Origin of the sequence: Paenirhodobacter populi (genome assembly GCF_004022215.1) — a bacterium.
In the GTDB taxonomy this organism is placed as follows: Bacteria; Pseudomonadota; Alphaproteobacteria; order Rhodobacterales; family Rhodobacteraceae; genus Rhodobacter; species Rhodobacter populi.
In genome coordinates, this window is record NZ_SAUZ01000006.1 from 29,672 (window position 1) to 51,842 (window position 22,171).

The 22,171-nt window shown below is 63.2% G+C and carries 20 protein-coding genes and 2 pseudogenes; 9 read left to right on the forward strand and 13 right to left on the reverse strand.

All coding sequences use genetic code 11. The features are described from left to right. Nucleotides 1-56: 56 nt before the first annotated feature. Nucleotides 57-902, reverse strand: coding sequence for a bifunctional DNA-formamidopyrimidine glycosylase/DNA-(apurinic or apyrimidinic site) lyase (gene mutM, locus D2T30_RS06910; protein ID WP_128208275.1), 846 nt, complete (start codon nt 900-902; stop codon nt 57-59). Nucleotides 903-976: 74 nt separating this feature from the next. Here mutM and ubiE point away from each other — a divergent pair, with 74 nt between their 5' ends. Together ubiE and ubiB are read left to right on the forward strand one after the other, a co-directional pair. Beyond that, complete coding sequence (gene ubiE / locus D2T30_RS06915) at nt 977-1,729, forward strand: bifunctional demethylmenaquinone methyltransferase/2-methoxy-6-polyprenyl-1,4-benzoquinol methylase UbiE (protein ID WP_128208276.1); 753 nt, start codon at nt 977-979, stop codon at nt 1,727-1,729. An 18-nt stretch (nt 1,730-1,747) separates the two neighbouring features. After that, the gene (ubiB, locus tag D2T30_RS06920) at nt 1,748-3,277 is read left to right on the forward strand and encodes a 2-polyprenylphenol 6-hydroxylase (protein ID WP_128183377.1); all 1,530 of its coding nucleotides are present in this window, start codon (nt 1,748-1,750) and stop codon (nt 3,275-3,277) included. Here ubiB and D2T30_RS06925 read toward each other — a convergent pair whose 3' ends face one another. Further along, entirely contained in the window at nt 3,278-3,940 is a 663-nt protein-coding gene (locus tag D2T30_RS06925) for a flagellar hook capping FlgD N-terminal domain-containing protein (protein ID WP_128208277.1), read from the reverse strand. It lies immediately after the preceding gene. A 15-nt stretch (nt 3,941-3,955) separates the two neighbouring features. After that, nucleotides 3,956-4,891, reverse strand: coding sequence for a flagellar hook-length control protein FliK (locus D2T30_RS06930; RefSeq protein ID WP_128208278.1), 936 nt, complete (start codon nt 4,889-4,891; stop codon nt 3,956-3,958). A gap of 83 nt (nt 4,892-4,974) precedes the next feature. Here D2T30_RS06930 and D2T30_RS06935 point away from each other — a divergent pair, with 83 nt between their 5' ends. From D2T30_RS06935 to D2T30_RS06960, 6 genes are all read left to right on the forward strand, one after another. Further along, on the forward strand, nt 4,975-5,370 hold the full coding sequence (locus tag D2T30_RS06935) for a rod-binding protein (protein ID WP_338325435.1): 396 nt from the start codon (nt 4,975-4,977) through the stop codon (nt 5,368-5,370). After that, nucleotides 5,363-5,698: a hypothetical protein gene (locus D2T30_RS06940; protein WP_128208279.1), complete on the forward strand. Its 336-nt coding sequence runs from the start codon at nt 5,363-5,365 to the stop codon at nt 5,696-5,698. Before D2T30_RS06935 ends, D2T30_RS06940 begins: the two co-directional genes overlap by 8 nt. Nucleotides 5,699-5,904: 206 nt before the next feature. After that, complete coding sequence (locus D2T30_RS06945; RefSeq protein ID WP_128208280.1) at nt 5,905-6,759, forward strand: flagellin N-terminal helical domain-containing protein; 855 nt, start codon at nt 5,905-5,907, stop codon at nt 6,757-6,759. A 96-nt stretch (nt 6,760-6,855) separates the two neighbouring features. Next, nucleotides 6,856-7,233 carry a flagellar biosynthesis regulator FlaF gene (gene flaF, locus D2T30_RS06950; protein WP_241565142.1) on the forward strand — a complete coding sequence of 126 codons (378 nt, stop codon included), beginning with the start codon at nt 6,856-6,858 and terminating at the stop codon, nt 7,231-7,233. After that, complete coding sequence (gene flbT, locus D2T30_RS06955) at nt 7,230-7,637, forward strand: flagellar biosynthesis repressor FlbT (protein ID WP_128183387.1); 408 nt, start codon at nt 7,230-7,232, stop codon at nt 7,635-7,637. The genes flaF and flbT overlap by 4 nt, the downstream gene beginning before the upstream one ends. Next, complete coding sequence (locus D2T30_RS06960) at nt 7,634-8,452, forward strand: DUF1217 domain-containing protein (RefSeq protein ID WP_128208281.1); 819 nt, start codon at nt 7,634-7,636, stop codon at nt 8,450-8,452. The genes flbT and D2T30_RS06960 overlap by 4 nt, the downstream gene beginning before the upstream one ends. Before the next feature lie 291 nt (nt 8,453-8,743). Here D2T30_RS06960 and D2T30_RS06965 read toward each other — a convergent pair. Next, nucleotides 8,744-8,986: pseudogene (locus D2T30_RS06965) on the reverse strand (transposase); the annotation flags it as partial. 160 nt (nt 8,987-9,146) lie between these two features. Here D2T30_RS06965 and D2T30_RS06970 point away from each other — a divergent pair. Then, nucleotides 9,147-9,283: pseudogene (locus D2T30_RS06970) on the forward strand (IS481 family transposase); the annotation flags it as partial. 404 nt (nt 9,284-9,687) lie between these two features. On the opposite strand, the gene D2T30_RS06975 reads toward D2T30_RS06970, so the two are convergent. The 9 genes from D2T30_RS06975 to D2T30_RS07015 form a co-directional block, all read right to left on the reverse strand. Next, nucleotides 9,688-11,046, reverse strand: coding sequence for an LLM class flavin-dependent oxidoreductase (locus D2T30_RS06975; protein ID WP_128208282.1), 1,359 nt, complete (start codon nt 11,044-11,046; stop codon nt 9,688-9,690). A gap of 110 nt (nt 11,047-11,156) precedes the next feature. After that, a complete protein-coding gene (locus tag D2T30_RS06980) occupies nt 11,157-12,911 on the reverse strand; it encodes an ABC transporter substrate-binding protein (protein WP_128208283.1) in 1,755 nt (584 codons plus the stop codon). A 65-nt stretch (nt 12,912-12,976) separates the two neighbouring features. Next, the gene (locus tag D2T30_RS06985) at nt 12,977-13,903 is read right to left on the reverse strand and encodes an ABC transporter permease (RefSeq protein ID WP_128208284.1); all 927 of its coding nucleotides are present in this window, start codon (nt 13,901-13,903) and stop codon (nt 12,977-12,979) included. Nucleotides 13,904-13,912: 9 nt separating this feature from the next. Further along, nucleotides 13,913-14,881, reverse strand: coding sequence for an ABC transporter permease (locus tag D2T30_RS06990; RefSeq protein ID WP_164884236.1), 969 nt, complete (start codon nt 14,879-14,881; stop codon nt 13,913-13,915). A 33-nt stretch (nt 14,882-14,914) separates the two neighbouring features. Continuing rightward, complete coding sequence (locus tag D2T30_RS06995; protein ID WP_128208286.1) at nt 14,915-16,588, reverse strand: ABC transporter ATP-binding protein; 1,674 nt, start codon at nt 16,586-16,588, stop codon at nt 14,915-14,917. A gap of 152 nt (nt 16,589-16,740) precedes the next feature. Continuing rightward, on the reverse strand, nt 16,741-18,126 hold the full coding sequence (locus D2T30_RS07000; RefSeq protein WP_164884237.1) for an LLM class flavin-dependent oxidoreductase: 1,386 nt from the start codon (nt 18,124-18,126) through the stop codon (nt 16,741-16,743). Nucleotides 18,127-18,137: 11 nt separating this feature from the next. After that, nucleotides 18,138-19,259 carry an oligopeptide/dipeptide ABC transporter ATP-binding protein gene (locus D2T30_RS07005; protein WP_164884238.1) on the reverse strand — a complete coding sequence of 374 codons (1,122 nt, stop codon included), beginning with the start codon at nt 19,257-19,259 and terminating at the stop codon, nt 18,138-18,140. A gap of 1 nt (nt 19,260) precedes the next feature. Beyond that, on the reverse strand, nt 19,261-21,231 hold the full coding sequence (locus D2T30_RS07010; RefSeq protein WP_164884239.1) for a dipeptide/oligopeptide/nickel ABC transporter permease/ATP-binding protein: 1,971 nt from the start codon (nt 21,229-21,231) through the stop codon (nt 19,261-19,263). Continuing rightward, on the reverse strand, nt 21,228-22,169 hold the full coding sequence (locus D2T30_RS07015) for an ABC transporter permease (protein ID WP_128208289.1): 942 nt from the start codon (nt 22,167-22,169) through the stop codon (nt 21,228-21,230). The genes D2T30_RS07010 and D2T30_RS07015 overlap by 4 nt, the downstream gene beginning before the upstream one ends. Nucleotides 22,170-22,171 lie beyond the last annotated feature (2 nt).

A 22,171-nucleotide genomic window follows, 5' to 3' on the forward strand; every position in this document is an offset into this window, starting at 1 on the left:
GCAGGACGGCCCCGTGAATCAAGCCTTTCCGGCGCAGGCCCCTTCGGACCGCTGCGTCAGTGCTGGCAATGCGGGCAGTAGAAGGTCGAACGCCCGGATTGCACGATCCGCCGCACCGGCCCGCCGCAGGTGACGCAGGGCTGGTTTTCGCGGTCGTAGACGCGGAAGGCGTGCTGGAAATAGCCCAGTTCGCCCGAGGCCTGCCGATGGTCGCGCAGGCTCGATCCGCCGGCTTCGATCGCCTCGGTCAGGACCGTGCGGATGACCGGCACGAGGCTGGCGATCCGGGCGGCGGAAATCCGGCCGGCGGGTCGGCGGGGGTCTATTCCGGCCCGGAACAGGGTTTCCGAGACGTAGATGTTGCCCAGTCCCGCCACAACGCGCTGATCCAGCAGCGCCGCCTTGATCGGCATCGCCCGCCCCTTCAACCGCGCGACCAGATAATCTTCGTGGAAGTCGTTGCCGAAAGGCTCGGGGCCAAGCTGCGCCAGCAGCCAGTAGGCGGCCTCCCCCTCCGTTGGGAACAGGTCCATCGCCCCGAAGCGGCGCGCGTCGTTGAAGGTCACGCGGGCGCCGCCCTCCATCTCGAACACCACATGATCGTGTTTCTGCGGCGCAGGATGGTCGTGGTGGAAGCCGCCGATCATCGTGCCCGAGACCAGCATCCGCCCCGACATGCCCAGATGGATCAGCAGGCTTTCGCCCCGGTCCAGATCGACGAGGATATATTTCGACCGCCGCCGCAGGCGTTCGACCCGCGCGCCGGTCAGGCGTTCGGCCATCCGCTCCGGCAGGGGCCAGCGCAGATCGGGACGGTTCACGCGGGCTTCGGCGATAATCCGCCCCTCCATCGCGGGCAAAAGCCCCCGACGGACGGTTTCCACCTCGGGCAGTTCGGGCATCTTTTTTCCTGTCGCATTGTCTTGACCGAAAGGGCACCTATAAGAAGAGGAAGATTTCGGGATCGGCAAGAGCGATGACAGCGGAAAACAACAAGACCACCCATTTCGGCTTCAAGACCGTGGACGAGGACGCGAAGGCCGGAATGGTCCACGGCGTGTTTTCGCGTGTGGCCTCGAAATACGACATCATGAACGACCTGATGAGCGTCGGCATCCATCGGCTGTGGAAGGACGCGATGATGGATTGGCTGGCGCCGCGTCCGGGGCAGAGGCTGCTGGACGTGGCGGGCGGCACCGGGGATGTGGCGTTCCGCTTCCTCAAGCGCGCGCCGGGCGCCACCGCCACCGTCTGCGACATGACGGAATCGATGCTGGTCGAGGGCCAGAAGCGCGCCGAGGCCGAGGATATGGCCGAGCGGCTGTCCTGGGTGGTGGGCGATGCGATGGCTCTGCCGTTCGAGGACAACAGCTTCGATGTCTACACGATCTCCTTCGGGATCCGGAACGTGACGCGCATCCCCGATGCGCTGCGCGAGGCGTATCGCGTGCTGCGCCCCGGCGGGCGGCTGATGGTGCTGGAATTCAGCCAGATTCCGAACGACATGCTGCAATGGCTCTATGACCGCTATTCCTTCAACGTGATCCCGGTCATGGGGCAGATCGTGGCGAACGACCGCGACAGCTATCAATATCTTGTGGAATCGATCCGCAAGTTCCCGGATCAGGAGACCTTCGCCAGCATGATCCGCGACGCGGGATTCGAGCAGGTGAAATACCGCAATCTGTCCCTGGGGATCGCTGCGCTGCATTCCGGCTGGAAGATCTGAGATGCGGGAATTTCCGAAATGAGAGGCCCGCACAACATCTGGCGGCTGATCCGCACCGGCGCCACCTTTGAACGCACCGGCGCGATGCGCGAGGCGCTGGAGGCGATGGACGCTCCGCCCCGGCTGCGGCTGGTCGCGCGGATCATGGGCTGGCCATTCAAATGGCTGGGCTACAAGGGCGATCCCGCCCTGCCGCCGGTCACGCGGGCGATCACCGCGCTCGGGCCGGCCTATATCAAGTTCGGGCAGGTGCTTTCGACCCGGCCGGATGTGGTCGGGCCGGATCTGGCGAACCAGCTGCGCGTGCTGCAGGACAGGCTGCCCCCCTTCCCCACCGAGGTCGCCAAGGCGATGATCGCCGAGGAACTGATGCGGCCCGTCGACGCGCTTTTTTCCGAATTTTCGGAGCCCGTCGCCGCCGCCTCGATCGCGCAGGTGCATCAGGCGGTGCGGGCGGATACCGGCGAGAGGGTGGCGGTCAAGGTGCTGCGGCCCGGCATCGAAAAGGCCTTCCGCAAGGATCTGGATGCGTTCCATTTCGCCGCGGCGATGATCGAACGGCTGTCACCGGCGTCGCGGCGGCTGCGTCCCTCGGACGTCATCAACCATTTCGAGGGCACGGTTCTTGGGGAGCTGGACCTGCGGCTGGAGGCGGCGGCCGCATCCCAGTTCGCGGCGAATACGGCGGGGGATGCGCATTTTCGCGTGCCGCAGCCGGTCTGGTCCCTGTCCGGGCGCAGCGTGATGACGATGGACTGGGCCGAGGGCATCCCGATGGGCGATGTCGCGGCGCTGCGTGCCGCCGGGCACGATCTGGTCGCGCTGTCGGAACGGGTCCTGCAACTGTTCCTCAGCCATGCTTTGCGCGACGGCTATTTCCACGCCGACATGCATCAGGGGAACCTGAAGGTCGCCGAAAACGGCGACATCATCGCCTTCGATTTCGGCATCATGGGGCAGATCGACGAATATACCCGCCGCGTCTATGCCGAGATCCTGATGGGCTTCATCCGCCGCGACTATCGCCGTGTCGCCGAGGTGCATTTCGAGGCGGGCTATGTCCCCGCCGACCGCGATGTGAACAATTTCGCGCTGGCGCTGCGGGCGGTGGGCGAGCCGATCTTCGGCATGAATGCGACCCAGATTTCCATGGCGCGGCTGCTGGCCTATCTTTTCGAGGTCACCGAGCGATTCGGGATGGAGACGCGGACCGAACTGATCCTGCTGCAACGCACGATGGTCGTGGTCGAAGGCGTGGCCCGGTCGCTGAATCCCGCGATGAACATGTGGGAGACGGCCCGCCCGGTGGTGGAGACCTATATCCGCGAAAACCTTGGCCCCAAGGCCGCGCTGCGCGATATGCGGCGCACGGCGCTGGTGCTGGGTCATTTCGGCCCGCGGCTGCCATCGCTTTTGCAGGGTCTGCTCATGCGGCGCGACGAGCCAAAGCAGGAACCGCCACCCCGGAGCCGTTCCGCCACCGCATGGCTGGTGCTGGCGGGGGGGGCTCTGGTCGCGGTCGGGGCGATGCTGGGGCAGGCCTTCTGATCAGGCGTTCGCCGCGCGCAGCGCGACGACATCGCCGGGCGCGATCTCCTGCCCGTTGTCGAGAAGAAGCGTCACGCCGCCCGTGCCGAGGCGCACCTCGGTGATCCCGCTGTAAACCTGCGCGGCATTCGCCGAGAGCAGTTCGCCGTTGCTGTAGCTTTCGAAGCTGAAGCTGTAGACCCCGGCCCCGAGCAGGTTGCCCGAGGCGTCGGTGCCATTCCAGGCGACTTCCGAGGCGTCGACCGGGACAGGCAGGCGGGTAACTTCGCTGCCCGAAGCGTTCTTCACCACAAGCACCGCCTGATCCGCGCCCGAAGCCACATCGAAGGCCATGGTCACCGGCGCCGTCCCGTCGAAAAGCGCCGGCGTCTGCGCCAGGGCGCGCATGCCCACCCAATCGGCATATTGCGACATGCCCGACCCGCCGAGCTGCGTTGAAAGCGCTTCCAGAAGGTCGTTGGTCTTCACCTGCTGCTCGACCTGCGAAAACTGGGCCAGCTGCGCGGCATAGTCCGAGCTGTCGATCGGGCTCGTCGGATCCTGATTCTGCAACTGCGTCGTCATCAGTTTCAGGAAGGTCTGGAAATCCGAGCTGATGGTTTCCTTCGCCGTATATGTGTTCGTCGTCGTTGCCGCACCACTGGCGGCCGTTATCGTGGTCATGCTGTCATCCTTTGGTCACATTCTCAGATCCAGCCCACCCGTTACCCGAAGGGTGGCACGGGGCGGCGGGGCAATGCTTTCGGCTTCCGGCGCATCCGCCGCGGTCATCGGATCGGCGGGGCCATCCCGTCTGTCCCGCCCCTGTTCCCCGAAGCTGAAGGTGACCTCGGAATAGCCCACCTGCCGGAAATCCTTTTCAAGCCCGTCGACATGGCGGCGCAGCAGGTCCTGGGTTTCCGGCCTTTCGGCCTGGATGGTGACGTGGAGTTTTCCGTCGTCGGAATGCAGCACCAGCTTGAGATGACCGAGTTCCTCGGGCGAAAGGGCAAGCTCGACCGCACCCTCCGGCGTGATCTGCGCAGCCTGCACGATCTGCTGCGAGACGAGTTGCGCCTGTTGCGCTGCCGAAGCCCCCTGATGGCGGGCGTTGAGCGCCGTGGTCGCCCCATAAAGCGACTGCGCGTCGGCGGAAAATCCGCGCCCCGATGTATCTGAAGAGGGGTCGGATCGTTCCGGGGCGTCGTGGCCATCGCTCATGTCCGGCTGCGGTTCGTCCGCGTCCTGCGAAAGATCGGCAGAGTCCGAATCGACGCCGCCAGCCTGCGAGATATCCCCGCTGTCCCCCGCGCCCTTTTCCTTCGCCGCTTCGGGGATGACCTCGACGGTATCGTCCGGCGTCGGATCGACTGTCATCTCGGCGGCCTGTTCCCGCGTCGGGTTCTGCTGCGGCTCGTCAGCTTCGGAACCCCGCATGTCGGCTGCAACAGGCGACGCGGGCGACTCCACCACCGGGTCGGTATTCGCAATCTCCCCGGTCGCCTGTGTCTTTGCCCCGGTTTCATCGGCGGTCGCGGGCATGGCCAACATCATACCTGCCAGAGCCGGATCCTCGTCCGCAGCCTCCTCCTCCCGCGCCTGATCCAGATAACGGGAAAAATCCTCTCCGGCCATTTCAGGCGCCCTGTTCCTGTTCGCGGGCCGTTTGCCCGGATCGGCGTCGGCGGCCATAAGATCCATCGGGGGAGCATTCATCAATGACCTCGGACTTCTGTCGTTCCGCCGATCATGACCCGGGCAGGATTACTGATTCTTTACCTCCCGCCATCATTCTGGGAAAAATTTCCACAATGGGGTGCCCGATGATCAACGACATATCCGGCGGTTTCCGCCCCTTGCCAGAGGCGACCTCCCGCGGCCGGGCAGAGGAGCTGAAGGAAAAGGCCGTGCAGCTCGAAGCGAATTTCCTGTCGGAAATGCTTGGATATGCCGGGTTCAGCGCGCTGCAAGGCGAATTCGGGGGCGGCATCGGTGAAGAACAGTTCACCTCGTTCCTGCGCGATTCCTATGCCCAGACGATGGCCGAGACCGGCGGAATAGGCCTCGCCGAGACGATCCATCACGCCCTGACGAAAGGCACCGAAAATGCGTAACACCCCGGCCACGCGGCTTTCCGGGATTCTGGAACAGGAACGCCGGGCGATTCTTTCGGGCGATTTCGCCCGGCTGCCCCAGTTGATCGAGGCCAAGGAAAGGCTGACCTCCGCACCGCTCGATCTGTCGCGGGAGGATGCCGCCGCCCTGCAACAGGCCGCGCAGCAGAACCAGCGCCTTCTGTCCGCGTCGCTGCGGGGGGTTCGCAGCGCGCTCAACCGCTTGCAGCAGATCGACGAAGGGGTGCGCGGCTACACCGGATACGACCGCAACGGACAGGCGACCTCCATCCGCCGCAGCGAGGGGAATGTCGAGCGGCGCGCCTGAGCGGATCGTTACAATGCAATGTATCAAAGGCCGGCCGAGAGGCCGGCCTTAGCATTTCATTAGGCCCTTGAATGCAAGGATGACCCCGCATCCCGATGGATGGCGCGGTAAGCACAGCAAACCGCAACGGTCAGAACGCCGCGAGTGCCGTTTATGACGGCTCGTGAAACCATCGGCGTAAAGCGCCGAAATGAAGGACCTACAGAATGACCAGCATTATCACCAATACCAGCGCCATGACCGCGTTGCAGACCCTCAAGTCCATCAACTCGAACCTGGCTTCGGCCCAGAACGAGATTTCGACCGGCAAGACCATCTCGACGGCAAAGGACAACGCCGCGATCTGGTCGATCACCAAGGTCATGGAATCGGATGTGTCCGGTATCAACTCGATCAAGACCGCCTTGGATCTCGGAGGATCGACCGTTTCGGTCGCACGGGAGGCGACCGAGTCGATCGTGAAGGATCTTCAGAGCATTCAGGATCTGGTGGTTCAGGCTCAGGCTGAGAACGTCGACAAGGAGACTCTGCAAACGCAGATCACCAACAAGATGGACAGCATCCGGAACTATATTTCCGGTGCCCAGTTCAATGGGCTGAATTTTCTCAATACGACTGGGGATGACGTCAAGGTGCTTGCCGCGCTCAATCGCGACAACACCGGTGCCGTCAGCACGGATACGATCGATATCGAACGGAACCAGCTCTACGATGGTTCTGCATTCACGGGTGCCCTCGCCGGTCTCGAAGGTCTTGACGTGGAAACCGCCGCTGACGCAACGGCACTTCAAGCGGCTATGACTGCGATCAACAGCGTGCTTTCGGCGACGACCAAGGTGGCCTCCTACTACGGCGCCAAGGAAGCACAGATCGCGAGCCAGTCGGAGTTCATGGGCAAGCTTTCGGACGCGATGACCGCTGGCATCGGCACGTTGGTCGATGCGGATATGGAAGAAGCCTCCGCCCGTCTGACCGCGCTGCAAACCCAACAGCAGCTTGGCATCCAGGCGCTGTCGATCGCCAACCAGACGCCGCAGAACATTCTGGCTCTGTTCCGCTAATGACCAAAGGGGGCGCCGGATTCGGCGCCCCTTATCCGACCGGATCGGTCGGCCGGACTTAGATTGTCTGCCTTTTCACCGCAGGAAGGTTCACCCGTGAGTGTGACATTGATGGCCAAAACGGCCTATGCTGACCCCAATCAACCCACCCGGACGCCCCGAGATACGGAATATGAAGCGTTCGCCCGCGTCACACGCCGCCTGAAGCAGGCGAGCAACCCCGATGCGCATGATTTCCCCGGTCTCGTCAGCGCGGTGCATGACAACCGTCAGCTCTGGAACGTTCTGGCGGCGGATGTCGCGTTGCCCGAAAATCCGCTTCCCGGCGAATTGCGCGCGCGGTTGAGCTATCTGGCAGCCTTCACACGCCTTCATTCCCAGAAGATTCTGGAAAGCAAGGCCTCGGTGGACATCCTCATCGAAATCAATACGTCGATCATGCGCGGCCTGCGCTGCGAAGGAAAGCCGACATGAGCGGCCTTGTCCTGAAGCTGGCCCCGAAGGAAAGGGTTCTGATCAACGGCGCGGTGATCGAGAATGGCGAGCGTCGTTCTCGGCTGGCGATCATGACCCCGAATGCGCATATCCTGCGCCTGCGCGATGCGATCCACCCGGAGGAGGTCAACACCCCGGTGCGGCGCGTCTGCTACATTGCCCAGCTCGTCCTGTCCGGCGATGTTTCCGCGTCCGATGCGCATGTTCAGCTTCTGCGCGGAATCGAGCAGCTCAGTCAGGTCCTGACCGATCATGACAGCCGCAAGCAACTCGGGCTGGCCACCAGTGCCGTTCTGGAAAGTCAGCATTACAACGTCCTCAAGGCCCTCCGCAGCCTGTTGCCGCGGGAGGAACGGCTTCTCGCGGCAGGATCGCGGCCATGACCTACACGCCAGCGATTCCAACGGGTGGATATGCAGGCTGGCTTATCCTCAACCGCACCATGGCCAAGCAGGAAGCCGCCTTCGTTCAGACGGCGGCTTATCAGCGCAACGAAGACTATTTTCGGGAAAAGATCGGCAGCATCACCTCGGCCGAGGAACTTGTCGCCGACCGGCGCCTGCTTGCAGTTGCGCTTGGCGCTTTCGGTCTGGATGACGATATCAACAGCAAGGCGTTCATCAGAAAGGTGCTGGCAGAAGGCACGCAGGCCTCGGATTCTCTGGCGAACCGTCTGAGCGACAAGAGCTATTTCAAACTGGCCGAGGCCTTCGGCTTCGGCGATTATGAAACGCCCCGCACGGCGGAGGCCGGCTTCGCAGACGGAATCCTTGAAAAATACAAGAATCGCCAGTTCGAGGTCGCCGTGGGAGCGGTCAACGAATCGTTTCGATTCGCCCTGACAGCGCAACGTGATCTACCCGAAATCGCGGCGAAATCATCCTCGAACAATACGAAATGGTATCAGATCATTGGATCGTCGCCATTAGCCAGCTTCATGCAGTCAGCCCTTGGCCTTCCCACGGCGATTTCAAGTCTGGATGTCGACCGCCAGCTTGAGATTTACAAGCAGAAGGCCAAAACCCTGTTCGGGACAGACGACCTCGCCGCCATTGTCTCCGGTGATGGTATGGACAAGTTGATCAAATCCTATCTCGTCAGAACCCAGTTGACGGAGGGAACCTCTGCCACAGGGCAATCTGCCGCCCTGCAGATCCTGCAAGGGACTTCCACCAATCTGCTCTCACTGCTTCTCTAAGCTACAGTCTTCGGTAACGGGACGGTCCCAATCAATGGGTTTTGCGCATGTATTATGCACCGGTGGGCAGCGGTTCTGTCCTTTAATAGTTTGATCTGCGTTCCTGTTCATGCGGCCTGCGTCCGAGGCCGCCCCGGGTGCATGCTTCGGTCCGTAGTCAACGCGACGGTGGCCAACATGATGCTGATTCAATGGCATTCCGGTGTGCCCATCTCATTGGCGTGCTCGGCAAGATCGGCATCAGTCATGAGCACGGCATCACTGGAACCGCGTCCCGTGGGGATCTCGAGGGCCCGGGATGTCGCGCTCGCCCGACTGGTTGCGAGAGGGCGTCAGACAGGCCCTCGACTCGACTTTCTTCGACGATGTGAACCGATCAGGATCATCGACAACGGATCGATAGGTCAGCGCAACGACCGCACCGGACATCGACATGAGGCGCAAACAGGCCGGATCCTCATGGGTGAGTTGGCGAACATGCCGCTCAAGACCCGCCAACTCACGCCGCAGCGCCAAGCGCGCGCGGAGCATGGGTCCATGCTCACTGATCACGCAGATCGCGGTCTTCTCCAGCGACACATCCAGCCCGACAAACAGCTTCATCCCGCAGTCCTAATCTAGAATCCGATACGGGAGCGGCGCCAGCTTGCCCTCGACTTTGCAACGATAACGGGCGGGTCGCGGCGCAGGCTACGTTACGGTCAAGCACTTCCACTACGACAGCCACGACCAGCTCCACAGCACCTCGCCGACTTCTGTGCAGCCTACAACTTCGCCCCTTGGCTCAAGACACTCGGCGGCCTCACGCCCTACGAATACATCGGCGAGGTCTGAACCTCAGAGCCTGATCTGTTTCATCTTAAACCCGATCCACCAGATGCCTTTGAACCGCTCCTGATTTGCCGGCAACTGTATTCAGGCTGGTTGAACCTCCCTGAAGCAGGTTCCGGCAAATCAGGAGCGGTTTACGGGACGGAACAGGCCGGGTGTTGCAAAAGGAATCGAACTGCGTTCAGGACTTGAAACGGAACGGGATCTTGCAGATCAGCCCTGACCTCGGCGTGACCGCCCGGCAGGTGCGCACCTGCGGACGGCCAAAACTCGGGGCGAGGGTACCCACCCATAGACCCGAGCAAATGCGGACAGGCCCCGCATCCGGGCCCTTCCACGATGACAGGCGGCGATCGACAGACGAACCGGAGAACTTCCGGGCCGTCGACCTGCCCCGCAAAGAATTACTCAGCCGCGGCCTTGCAGGTGTGGCGCGCGGCGATATCGCCGAACTTCGGCAAGGGCAGCCCAAGATTTTCGCGCAGGGTCGGTCCTTCGTATTCCGTACGGAACATTCCGCGCGCGCGAAGTTCCGGCAAGATGAATTCGGCGACGTCCTCCATGCCGTTGGGCAGGGTCGCGGGGCAGATGTTGAACCCGTCGGCGGCGCCGTTCTCGGCCCATTTCTGCAATTCGTCCACGATGCTTTCCGGCGTCCCGGCAATCGTCCAGCCGGAATTTCCGGCGGCCGCGGCCAGATAGACATCCCGGATCGAGAGGTTCTTTTCCTGCGCCATCTGGTAAAGGTTGTCGGCCAGCGACTTGACCTTGGCATTCTTCGGTTCGGGAACCGGGCCATCGATATCGTAGTCGCGCAGATCGCCGAAATGGTGATACAGGATCGACAGGCCGACGACCGGATCGATCAACTGTTGCAGCAGGTCCTGCTTGGCCTTCGCCTTTTCCATCGTTTCATCCACGTAGAAGGTCACGCCCGGCATGATCAGAAGCTCGGCCGGATCGCGGCCATAGGCGGCGGCGCGGGCTTTCATGTCGGCATAATAGGCCTGTGCCTTCTCGATCGAATAGGCCGAGGAATAGATCACATCCGCCGCCCGCGCGCCAATGTCGCGGCCCGGCTCCGATGCGCCGGCCTGCACGATGATCGGCCGCCCCTGCGGCGTGCGGGCCGAGTTCAGCGGCCCCCGAACCTTGTAGAAGCGCCCCGAGTGATTGAGGATATGCAACTTGGCCTCATCGTAGAACAGGCCGCTTTCCTTGTCGCGCAGGAAGGCATCGGGCTCCCAGCTATCCCACAGGCCGGCCACGACATCGACGAATTCATCCGCCATCGCATAGCGCGTGTCATAGTCGAAATGCTGGTCACGGCCGAAATTCCAGGCCTCCTGCTCGGACCATGAGGTGACGACGTTCCAGCCCGCGCGGCCACCCGAGATATGATCGAGCGAGGCATAGCGCCGCGCGATATGGAACGGGTCATTGTAGCTGGTCGAGGCGGTAGCGACGAGCCCGATGTTCTGCGTGCAGGCGGCGATGGCGGACAGCAGCGTGGTGGGCTCCAGTTCCGCATTCTTCATGCTGCGCGCAGCGGAACCCGGCGGCAGGTCGTCTTCGCGCACCCCCACGCTGTCGGCAAAGAAGATCATGTCGATCTTCTCGGCTTCGGCCTGTTTCGCGACCTTGAGGAAGTGTTGCAGGCTGAGCGCCCCATCCGCCGGCACATCCGGATGCCGCCAGGCGGCAATGTGGTAGCCAAGATAGCGACAGGACAGGCCGAGTTTGATCTGGCGAGTCATGGTCATGTCATTTTCCTTTCCGGAACGGACGACGAGGTCCGCGATAGTTGAAAGAGGGTTCCCGGATGCAGGCCATGCATCCGGGAACGGGTCAGCCCGTATCCCGGTGCCGGAGGTCAGGCGTATTTGTAGCCGGCCTTTTCCATCAGCGATTTCGCCAGGTCGAGATCGTAGGGAATGGGCTTGAGATAGTCGTGATCATATTCCTCGGCAGTCACCGGCATCGGAACGGTGCCGGGCTTCCCATAACCGGCGATGAGGTTCTTGATGATCTGTTCGCGCGGGATCGCATGGCTGATGGCCTGCCGCACATAGACGGCCGCTTCCGCCGCCCGCGACGGATCCTGTTTGCCAAGCGGCGTGTCCACCCCGGTGCCGAAGACCGGATGTTTGAGGTTCAGACAGGTCTGCTGCCACTTGTAGCTGTCGAATGTCAGAACCTTGCCCCAGTCCTCCTCGATGGTGCTGACCAGCGTGCCGATGTCATACATCGGATCATGGGCGTCGATCTCGCCAGCCTTGAGCGCCGACAGGACGGCATCCGCCCCCTGAATGTTGACGACGAAGAATTCCGTCACATTCCCCGTCGTCTCTTTCCAGTAATCCGGGTTCTTCACCATGCGATAGGCTTTGCGCATCGCGTCGAACCCGGCCGGGATCCACGGGCCGGTTCCCACGGCGCCCTTCGCCTCATAGGTCCTGCCGTCCGAGGTGGTGACCGTGAAACCGCTCGTCCAAGTCGAGATCGTGTGCTTGCGGAACTCCTCGGGGCCGATGGACGCATAGGCATGTTTGGGCATGATGCTGATCGAGGTCAGCACGAGCCCCTCGAACAGGATCGAGTATTTCGGCAAGGTCACTTTGATTTCGTAGGGCGAGACCTTTTCATAGGCCTCCTTGGAACCGAAGGTCGAGACCAGCGGGCTGTTCTGCACCGAGGCATAGGCCGGATCGAGGATCGTGTCCCAGGTGTAGATCACGTCATCGGCGGTGAATTCCTCGCCGCTGTGCCATTTGACGCCTTCGCGCAGCTTGATCGTCCAGACCAGACCATCTTCGGATGCGGTCACGCTTTCCGCCAGCGCGGGCACCGCCTTCTTGGTCTCCCAGCTGTCGTATTCCATCAGGGAATTGTAGACTGGGCCGAAGATGTTCGATTCATTGTAGCCTGAGGAATACATGGGCACGAGCGTCGTCGGCGGCTGCCAGCAGGCGAATGCGGCCGAAACATCCGGCCCCGTGGCGCTGGTGATCGTCCAGTTTTCCGGGCGCGGGAAGAAGACCGGATTGTAGGTCGTCGCGTCGAAGCCTTCGAGGTCGGGATTGATCGCGATCACGTCCTCCGGATAGAAGACCATGTGCAGGGGCTGAATATCATACCAGCGGTGTTCAAAGGTCTTCAGGGCTTCGGCCCGCTTCTGCGGATCGGGCGAACTGGAATAGGTCTCCATCGCCTGTTCCAGAATATCATCCTCGACCCGGTAGAAGTTCTTGCCGAAGGGCGGGAAGGCCGCTTTGGAAAACAGCACATCGGGCAGCGGCATCATGGTGCTGTAGTAGATCCGCTCCGAATACATGTCGAAGCCGCCTTCGGTATAGGTGGCGCCGGTTTCATTCGCGCGGCGGCTGATGACTTCTGACGGGGGGACGTAGCTCGTCACCACCTCGACACCCAGTTCGGCGATGTTCTTGCCGATCAGGTCGGTCCAGATCATCCGGGTCTGCTGGTTGTTGAAGATCGTCAGATAGATCTTGAAATGCGGCTCCGCGGCGTGGGCCGGGCTCCAGATCACGGTCGGCACGGTCATGGCGGCGGCACCGATCCCGACCCTTTGCAGGAACTCCCGGCGCGTCGGTTGATTGTTCGACATCTTGTTTCCCTGTTTGTTGCAATGTTGAAGGTGCCGCCGGTTCCTGCCGGCGATCTGTTTTCGGTTCAGCGGCGTCGCGCGCGCGGGTTGGCGGCGTCGGACAGGCCGTCCGCCAGCAGGTTGAACCCCAGCACGGTGATGAAGATCATGAATCCCGGCGCCAGAGAGGCCATCGGCCAGATCTTGAGCGACTGGTAATTGAAGTAGAGCATCTGCCCCCAGCTCACCGCGTTCGGATCGCCGAAGCCGAGGAAAGAGATCATCGCCTCGGCCAGGATCGCGCCGCCGATTTCCAGCGCGATCAGCACGACGATCGAGGGAAAGGCATTGGGCAGGATTTCGGACAGGACGATCTGCCGGCCGCTTTGCCCGCCACACCGTGCCGCCTGAACGAATTCCAAGGTCTTGATCCGCAGGAATTCACCCCGCGTCATCCGCGCGATCGGCGCCCATCCAAACAGGCCGATCATCAGGATGATGACCGTCAGGTTGAAATAGGGCATGGTTTCAAAGGCCGTGCCGGTCACCGCCTTGGACAGCACCCGCACGACCGCAAGGATGATGATGAAGATCGGCACGACAAGGAAAAACTCGGCAAAGCGCATCAGCACCTCGTCGGTCCAGCCGCCGCGATAGCCCGCGATGCCGCCGATCAGGATGCCCGCGCAGCCCGAGATCAGCACCGCCCCCAGCCCCACGACAAGCGCCGTCCGCGCGCCATACAGCAGCTGGGTCAGGATGTCATAGCCCAGCCGGTCCGTGCCGAGCCAGTGGTCGGCCGACGGCCGCGCATTCGCGCCGACCGCATACATCGCCGACTGGTCCTTGGGCGCATAGGGCGTCAGCAGCGGTCCGAAGATCGCCACGATCACCACGAACATCACCAGCCCGAAGCCGACCCGCCCCGTCATGCTCGTCCGCAGGCAACGGCCGAACAAGCCGAAGCGCGCGGGACGGGCTACAGGATCGATGCTGTCGTTCATGCTCGTCATGGCAATTCCTCACTCAAGCCGGACGCGCGGATCGATCAGCGCGTAGAGAATGTCGGTCAGGGTGGTCATCAGGATCAGCATCACCGCGATGACGATGCTGATCCCCATGATCAGCGGATAGTCGAGCTGCTGGATCGCCATCACGTACAGCGCCCCGAGGCCGGGCCATGTGAAGACCGTCTCGGTCACCGGCGAGGTGCCCAGCATCAGTCCCAGCAGCAGGCCGACATAGGTGATCACCGGCAGCATCACCATGCGCAGGGCGTGACGGCGGATGATCTCGCCCTCTTTCAGGCCCGAGGCCCGCGCCGTGCGGATGAAATCCTGCCGCAGGGTATCGATCATGTTCGTCCGCACCAGCAGGGTCAGCGTGGCGATGTTGAACATGGAAATCATCGCGACCGGCAGGACCATGTGCCACAGCCCGTCGAACAGGGCGCTGCCCCACAGAAGCCGCCGGGTCGAGATCGCGCCGTAGCTCGGAAACCATCCCAGCACGAAGGAAAAGATGTAGATCAGGATGATCCCCAGAAAGAAGGCCGGCATGGACTGACCCAGCAGAACCGTTCCCATGACGGTGAAATCCTGCCGCGAATGCTGCCTCCGGGCGGCCCATGTTCCGGCGCAGATCGCGACCGCGACCGACAGGATGATCGCCGGGATCTGGATCTGCATGCTGTGCAGACCCCAGGACCAGATCATGCCGCCGACCGGCAGGTTGTAGGTGATGCTCGTCCCGAAATCGAGCCGCAGCAGATCTCCAATCCAGATGAAATATCGCTGGATCAATGGCTTGTCCAAACCATACTGGGCCGAGATCAGATCGACGGTTTCCTGTGACACACCCGGCGTTTCGGCCAGCATCAGCTCGACCGGATTGCCCAGAGAATTGATCAGGAAGAAGATCACCGCCGAAGTGCAAAGCATCATGATCGCGGCATAGATCAGTCGCCTGAGGATGTAGCGGCCGGTTTCCATGTCATCGGCTCCTGTGTTCATTGCGAACGGGGATCATGGCTGCGGGCTCCCGTCGTGAGACAGGGTGATCTCGGCCCCCGGGATCGCCGCAACAAGGCGGCGGGTGTAGTCGTCGCCCGGCGACAGGAAGATCTGCGCGGGCGGGCCGGATTCGACGACCCGTCCCTTGTGCATGACCAGCACCTCGTCGCAGATCTGGCTCGCGACCCGCAGGTCATGGGTGATGAAGACCAGCCCGACCTTTGTTTCCGCCTGAACATCCGCGAAAAGCTTCAGGATCTGCGCCTGAATCGACACATCGAGGGCGGAGATCGCCTCATCCGCGACGATGACCTGCGGATCGAACATCAACGCGCGCGCAATCCCGATCCGCTGACGCTGACCGCCGGAAAATTCATGCGGATAGCGGTCGAAGGCCGAAGCGGACAGGCCAACCATGTCGAGGTAACGCCGTGCGGCCGCGCGGGCGACGCCGGGCGTTTCGCCATAGGTCACCGGCCCCGCCGTCAGGATGCGCCCGATGGTGTGGCGCGGGTTGAGCGAGGCGAACGGATCCTGAAACACCATCTGGATGGTCTTGCGGTAGGGGCGGAACGCGGCCTCGGGCATCGCCGCGACATCCGCGCCATTCAGGATGATCCGGCCGCCGTCGCAGTCGATCAGCTTCATCAGCAGCTTGCCGAGCGACGATTTGCCCGAGCCGCTTTCCCCCACGACCCCCAGCGTCCGCCCCTTGCGCAGCTCAAAGCTGACGTCATCGACCGCGACGACCCGGCGTTCCTTTGACAGAAATCCGCCGCCGGAACGGTAGACCTTGCGCAGGTTCTCGACCTTCAGGACCACGGGCGTGCCCTGCATCCCCTCGCGCGTGTCGCCCCGCATCCGCGGCACAGCGGCGACAAGCCGCTGCGTATAGGGGTGTTCGGGCCGCGTCAGGACCTTTTGCACGGTGCCCGCTTCGACCAGATGCCCCTTTTCCATCACCAGAACGCGGTCGGCGATTTCCGAAACCACGCCGAAATCGTGGGTGACGAACATCACGCTCATCCCCTTGCGGCGCTGAATATCCCGGATCAGTTCGAGGATCTGCGCCTGCGTCGTGACATCAAGCGCCGTCGTCGGTTCATCGGCGATCAGGATCTGCGGCTCCAGCGCAAGCGCCATGGCGATCATCACCCGCTGCCGCTGCCCGCCGGACAGCCGGAAGGGATATTGCAGCAGCATCAGTTCCGGATCGGGCAGCCCGACCTCCCTCACCAGTTCCAGCGCCCGCGCCCGCCGCGTCTGCGCCGTTCCGACACCATGCGCGCGCATCACCCCGGCGATCTGATCGCCCACCGTCATCAGCGGATTGAGTGCGGACAGCGGGTCCTGAAAGATCATGGAAATCGCCCTGCCCCGCAGATCGCGCAGCGCCTCGGGCGGCTCGGTCAGCAAATCGCGGCCGTCAAAGACGATCCGGCCCGCAACGGGTTTCAGTTGCGGCGGCAAAAGCCCCATAACCGCATTCGACATCACCGACTTGCCGGACCCGGATTCACCGATCACGCAAAGGATCTCGCCACGGCGCAGCTCCACGCTGATATCGCGGACGGCATGGTCACGGTCCATTCCCGCCGGCAGGGAAACGTTCAGACCCTCGATCGCCAGAATGACATCATCCGTCGAAATCACATCCGATCTTTCGATTTGAGCAGAGGCATTCATTTTGCGTCCCTTGTCGATTTCGTCGTGATTTTCATCTGTCTTCCGTGCCGGCCCGGAGTTTCCGGGAAACGGGGCAAGCCTCACCCGCCGCCCGGAACCTGTCGTTCCGGAACGCATTTCCTGCCCCGACGCGGATCACCGGGGGTTTTGCCTCAATGCGAAATGGCTATCCGATCCTCGCTTTGCGAAGCAGCCACGCCCGGTTGCGTCTTCTTGTTCGGCACCGGGTCGAGCCCGAGGCTTTCCCGCAACGTCTTCCCCTCATATTCTGTGTGGAACAGTCCGCGCCGCTTCAGCTCCGGGATGAGCTTGGTGATGAAATCCTCGGCCCCGCCGGGGAAATAGGGCTCCATCAGGTTCCATCCGTCGCAGGCGCCGTTCTCGAACCATGTCTGCATGTGATCGGCGATCGTTTCGACGGTTCCGCTGACCACGCAATGCCCGGAGGAGATGGAGATCTCCTCATAGACCTGCCGCACCGTCATCGGCGTTTCCCGCAGGCGGCGTTCCCATTGGTCACGCGCGCTCTTCACCCCGTTCGATTCCGGCAAAGGCAGCGGCACCAGATCGTCCGGGTCCAGATGGCTGAGGTCGCCGAAGGTCTTGGAAATGAGCTGCATCCCGACCTGCGGATGCACAAGGGATTTCAGCTCGGCCATCCGGGCCTCGGCCTCGGCCTCGGTCGCGCCGATGACCGGCATCATGCCGGGCATGACCAGAACCTTTGCCGGATCGCGCCCGGCGGCGGCCACCCGCGCCTTCATATCCGCATAGAATTCCTGCGCGAGCTTCAGATCCTTCTGGCCGGTATAGATGATGTCCGCGACGCGCGCGCCAAGTTCGCGCCCCGGACCCGAGCTGCCCGCCTGCGCGATCACCGGATGCCCCTGCGGCGAGCGGCGCAGGTTCAGCGGGCCGCGCACCTTGTAGAATTCCCCCTTGTGGTTCAGCACATGCATGCCTTCGGGGCGGAAATACTGGCCCGTCTCCTTGTCGGCGATGAAGGCGTCATCGTCGAAGCTGTCCCACAATCCGGTGACCACATCGACGAATTCATTCGCCCGTTCATAGCGCTGCGCATGTTCCATCAGCGTGTCGCGATTGAAGTTCTGCGCCTCATCCTCGCTCCATCCGGTCACGAGGTTCCAGCCCGCACGCCCGTGGCTGATATGATCGAGCGAGGCGTATTTCCGCGCCAGCGTGTAGGGTTCGTTATAGGTCGTGGAGGCGGTGCAGATCAGGCCGATCTTCGATGTGACCGCGGCCAGTGCGGACAGCAGCGTCAGCGGCTCGAACCTGTCGATATGGCCGTGATAGCTCAGTTCCTCGGCATCGCGATGCGGGATGCGCACGGCGGCGCCATCCGCCAGAAACATGAAATGGATCTTGGCATCCTCGGCCATCTTGATGATGCGGGCATAGCCTTCGAAATCATTCGCGATATCGGGATCGGCGTCCGGGTGGCGCCACCCCGAATTGTGCGCCCCATTCTGCACCATGTTGATGCCGATCTTCATCATGCGTTTCGGTTCCGTCATCTCGGTCTCCCTCACCGGCCCATGACCGGCGTTTGTGTTTCGAACCGCTCCACCGCCTGCGGGCGGAGAGGATAGTGGCAAAGGCAGTTTTCGGGCGTGGCGTGCACGCCGCCCGTTGGGCCCGGCTGGGGGCGCATCTCGACACAGAGGCGGGGAAGGCGGTGGCCGCCCTCGACCACCACCCCATGTGGGTCCATCGTCCGCGCCAGGGCGCGGGCATGGGGGCAGCGCGTATGGAAGGCGCAGCCCGTCGGCAGGGCAAGCGGGCTTGGCACCTGCCCGTCGAGCAGGCAGACGGGTTTCGCACGGGCCTCTTCGGGATCGCCCTCCGCCACGACCGACAGCAGGCTGTCGGTATAAGGATGGGCGGGCGCGTCGCAGATCCGCCGGGTCGGCCCATGTTCGATGAACCGCCCCAGATACATCACCCCCGTCGCATCGGCGAAACGGCTGACCAGTGCCAGATCATGGGTGATGAACAGATAGGTCAGCCCCAGTGTTTCCTGCAGATCGACCAGCAGGTTGATGATCTGCGCCTGAACCGAAACATCGAGCGCGCTGACAGGTTCGTCCAGAACGACGATCTCGGGTTCGCAGATGATCGCGCGGGCGATGGCGACACGCTGTCGCTGGCCGCCCGACAGCTCATTCGAATAGCGATCCAGATGCGCGATGTTCAGGCCGACCTGACGGATCACCTTTTCGATCCGCATCCGCTGACCCTCGCGGGTGCGGTCGATGTCATGGACGATCAGCGCCTCGCGCAGGACGTCGTAAACCGTCTGGCGCGGGTCGAGCGAGGCGCGCGGATCTTGCAGCACCATCTGCATCCGGCGCCGCAACCGGCGCTTTTCCCGCGGCGGCAGGGACTGGATCGGCTGTCCGTCCAGCAGGACCTCGCCCGATGAAACCTGCACAAGACCCGTGATCGCGCGGGCGAGCGTGCTTTTGCCCGACCCGGATTCCCCCACGATGCCGAAACAGGATCCGCGCGGAACGTCGAAACTGATGTCATCGACGGCCAGCACATGGCGGGTCGGCCCCTTGCTGAACAGCGGGCGCGACAGGGGGAACCGGACCGAGAGGTTGCGGATGCTCAGGATCGTGTCCGATCCGGTGACGTCGAAGGGCATGTCAGACCTCCTCCGCGAAATGGCAGGCGACCAGCTTGCCGCCGACGGGGCGCGGCTCGGGCGTCTGCGTCTGGCACAGCGGGCGGCCATGCGTCCGGCCGCAACGGGGCGCGAAACTGCATCCCGGCGGAAACTGACCCAGCATCGGCGGATCGCCGGTGATGGCGGACAGGCGCTTGCCCTCGCCGGCCGCATGAAGCCGCGGCGCCGCCGCGCGCAGGGCGCGGGTATAGGGATGCGAGGGGTTGCGGAAAACCTCCTCGACGGTGCCGGTCTCGACGATGCGGCCACCGTAGATCACCGCCACGTCGTCGGCATAGCGCGACACCAGCCCCAGATCGTGGGTCACCAGCATCATCGCCATCCGGCTTTCCTGCTGCATCCGGCGCAGCAGGACCAGAATCTGCTGCTGGATCGTCACATCGAGCGCCGAGGTCGGTTCATCCGCCAGCAGGATGTCCGGATTCTGCGCCAGCGCGATGGCGATGACGATCCGCTGCTTCATGCCGCCCGAGAACTGATGCGGATACTGGTCAAGACGTTCCTGCGGGTCGGCGATCTGCACGGCGGCCAGCAGCTCCGCCGCCCGGCTGCGCGCCTGCGCCTTCGGCATCGGATTGCCTGACAGGATCGCCTCGATCAATTGCGCGCCCACGGTCATCACCGGATTGAGCGCGCTGGACGCATCCTGAAACACCACACCGATATGCTTGCGGCGCAGTTGTTGCAGGCGCTCGGGCGTCATCGCGCTGACGTCTTCGCCGCCGATGGCAAGGGTGCCGTCGCTGATCAGCGCCTGACCGCGCGGCAGGATGGTGCCGACCGCGCGCAGAAGCGTGCTCTTGCCCGAGCCGGATTCCCCGACGACCGCCAGCATCCGGCCCCGCCGCAGGGTGAAGTTGACGCCCCGCACCGCGGGCAGTGCCCCGGACGCGGTCAGATAGGACACTTCCAGATCACGGCCGGCGACCAGCACATCCTCCGGCATGTCGGGGATGGCAGTCGGCGCCGCCACGGGCTTGCGCCGCGCGGCTTTGGCAAGCCCGCCGAACCAATGCGCCCGACGCGTCTTTGCGGCGGTGGGGTCGTAGATATTCCGCAGCTCCTCCCCCAGCAGGTTGAAGCCAAGCGCCGCAATGGCAAGGAACAGCCCCGGGAACGTTGCCATGTAGGGGTGGCTTCGGATGTAGGACCGGCTCTCGCCCAGCATCGTGCCCCATTCCGGTTCGGGCGGCTGCGTGCCGAGGCCAAGGAAGCTCAGCCCCGAAGCGGTCAGCAGCGTCGAGGCGAACAGCAGGCTCGACAGCGTGACAAGGATGCCCGCCATGTTGGGCAGCACATGCCGCGCCATCACCCGCAACGGCGAACACCCCAGGGCGACGCTGCCCTCGACGAACGGCTCGGCCAGCGTGCTCAGCGCGACGGCCCGGGCGGTGCGGATGAAGACCGGGATCGACACCGTGCCGACGGCGATGATCACGTTCATTGTGCTCGGCCCCAGCAGGGCCACCAGAGCCAGTGCGAAGACAATATCGGGAAAGCTCAGCATGATGTCGACGGCGCGCATCACCAGTTGATCGAACCAGCCGCGGAACCATGCCGCCGCAAGGCCAAGCGGCACCCCGAACAGGAACGCGACCGCCACACCCCCGATCCCGATCCCCAGCGACGAATGCGCCCCTTGCAGGATCCGGCTGAAGACATCGCGGCCCAATTGGTCCGTGCCAAACCAGTGGGCGGCCGACGGCCCTTTCAGCGTCGCCATGAAATCCTGCTTGTAGGGATCGAGCGGCGCGATGAACGGCCCGAACAGCGCGATGAAGATCATGACGGCGACAATGCCAAGGCCGATGGCCCCCTTGGGCGACGACACCAGCCGCCGCAGGACCCGGAAATGCGGCTTGCGGCGCGTGGCAGGGGCGCTGGCCGCGATGCGCGTGCCGGAAAACTCGTTGGACATCGGAAGGGTCATATGCGTCCGTATCCCGTGGCTGCCGACTTTTCGCGGGTGCGCGGATCGAGCCATTGGCCGATCAGGTCGGTGGCAAGGTTGATGACAATGAAGACGGCGGCGAACATCAGCACGCAATACTGGATCACCGGATAGTCGGAGCTGCCGACCGCCTCGACCAGTAGCCGGCCAAGGCCGGGAATGCCGAAGACCGTCTCGGTCACGACGGAGCCGCCCAGCATGCCGCCGAACTGCACGCCGGCGACGCTGACGGCGGCGACCAGCGAATTGCGCAGCGCATGGCGGACGATCACGCGGGTCTCGCTCAGGCCTTTCGACCGCGCGGTGTCGAGGTAGTCCTTGCCCATGACCTCCAGCAGGTTGGCGGTCACGAGACGGCTGAACAGCGCGGCCGGGCGTGTCGCCACCACGATCACCGGCAGGACGAAATGCCAGGGCGTCGCCGCCCCCGCCGCCGGAAGCCAGCGCAGCTCGACCGCGAAAAGCCAGATGCACAGCAGGCCCAGCCAGTAGATCGGCATCGAAATCCCGGCAAGCGTCACGATCGTCACGATGGCATCGAACCAGCCGCCCTGACGCAACGCACAGATCACGCCCGTCACGACGCCGAACAGGATCCCCAGCAGCAGGCCGCCCACGGCAACGATCAGCGTCTTTGGCAGACGTTCGCCGATCTCCTGCACGACCGGCCGGCTGGTGCGGTAGGAAACCGCGATTTCCGGATCGACGACGCCTTTCAGGAAAAGGCCGTAACGCGCGATCGGCGACTGATCGAGGCCAAGGTGGCTGCGGATGGCCGCGACTTCCTCGTTCGTGGCCATGTTCCCTGCAAGCTTGGCGGCAGGATCGCCGGGGATCATGTCGACGAACCAGAACGCAAGGATACTGACCGCAAGAAGCGTCGGTATCGCGACAACGAAGCGTCTGAGGACATACATCC

Bases quoted from the DNA above. Each gene is read 5' to 3' on its own strand.
- mutM (WP_128208275.1), bottom strand. From the start codon at position 902: ATGCCCGAACTGCCCGAGGTGGAAACCGTCCGTCGGGGGCTTTTGCCC.
- ubiE (WP_128208276.1), top strand. From the start codon at position 977: ATGACAGCGGAAAACAACAAGACCACCCATTTCGGCTTCAAGACCGTG.
- ubiB (WP_128183377.1), top strand. From the start codon at position 1,748: ATGAGAGGCCCGCACAACATCTGGCGGCTGATCCGCACCGGCGCCACC.
- D2T30_RS06925 (WP_128208277.1), bottom strand. From the start codon at position 3,940: ATGACCACGATAACGGCCGCCAGTGGTGCGGCAACGACGACGAACACA.
- D2T30_RS06930 (WP_128208278.1), bottom strand. From the start codon at position 4,891: ATGGCCGGAGAGGATTTTTCCCGTTATCTGGATCAGGCGCGGGAGGAG.
- D2T30_RS06935 (WP_338325435.1), top strand. From the start codon at position 4,975: ATGACCTCGGACTTCTGTCGTTCCGCCGATCATGACCCGGGCAGGATT.
- D2T30_RS06940 (WP_128208279.1), top strand. From the start codon at position 5,363: ATGCGTAACACCCCGGCCACGCGGCTTTCCGGGATTCTGGAACAGGAA.
- D2T30_RS06945 (WP_128208280.1), top strand. From the start codon at position 5,905: ATGACCAGCATTATCACCAATACCAGCGCCATGACCGCGTTGCAGACC.
- flbT (WP_128183387.1), top strand. From the start codon at position 7,230: ATGAGCGGCCTTGTCCTGAAGCTGGCCCCGAAGGAAAGGGTTCTGATC.
- D2T30_RS06960 (WP_128208281.1), top strand. From the start codon at position 7,634: ATGACCTACACGCCAGCGATTCCAACGGGTGGATATGCAGGCTGGCTT.
- D2T30_RS06975 (WP_128208282.1), bottom strand. From the start codon at position 11,046: ATGACCATGACTCGCCAGATCAAACTCGGCCTGTCCTGTCGCTATCTT.
- D2T30_RS06980 (WP_128208283.1), bottom strand. From the start codon at position 12,911: ATGTCGAACAATCAACCGACGCGCCGGGAGTTCCTGCAAAGGGTCGGG.
- D2T30_RS06985 (WP_128208284.1), bottom strand. From the start codon at position 13,903: ATGACGAGCATGAACGACAGCATCGATCCTGTAGCCCGTCCCGCGCGC.
- D2T30_RS06990 (WP_164884236.1), bottom strand. From the start codon at position 14,881: ATGGAAACCGGCCGCTACATCCTCAGGCGACTGATCTATGCCGCGATC.
- D2T30_RS06995 (WP_128208286.1), bottom strand. From the start codon at position 16,588: ATGAATGCCTCTGCTCAAATCGAAAGATCGGATGTGATTTCGACGGAT.
- D2T30_RS07000 (WP_164884237.1), bottom strand. From the start codon at position 18,126: ATGACGGAACCGAAACGCATGATGAAGATCGGCATCAACATGGTGCAG.
- D2T30_RS07005 (WP_164884238.1), bottom strand. From the start codon at position 19,259: ATGCCCTTCGACGTCACCGGATCGGACACGATCCTGAGCATCCGCAAC.
- D2T30_RS07010 (WP_164884239.1), bottom strand. From the start codon at position 21,231: ATGACCCTTCCGATGTCCAACGAGTTTTCCGGCACGCGCATCGCGGCC.
- D2T30_RS07015 (WP_128208289.1), bottom strand. From the start codon at position 22,169: ATGTATGTCCTCAGACGCTTCGTTGTCGCGATACCGACGCTTCTTGCG.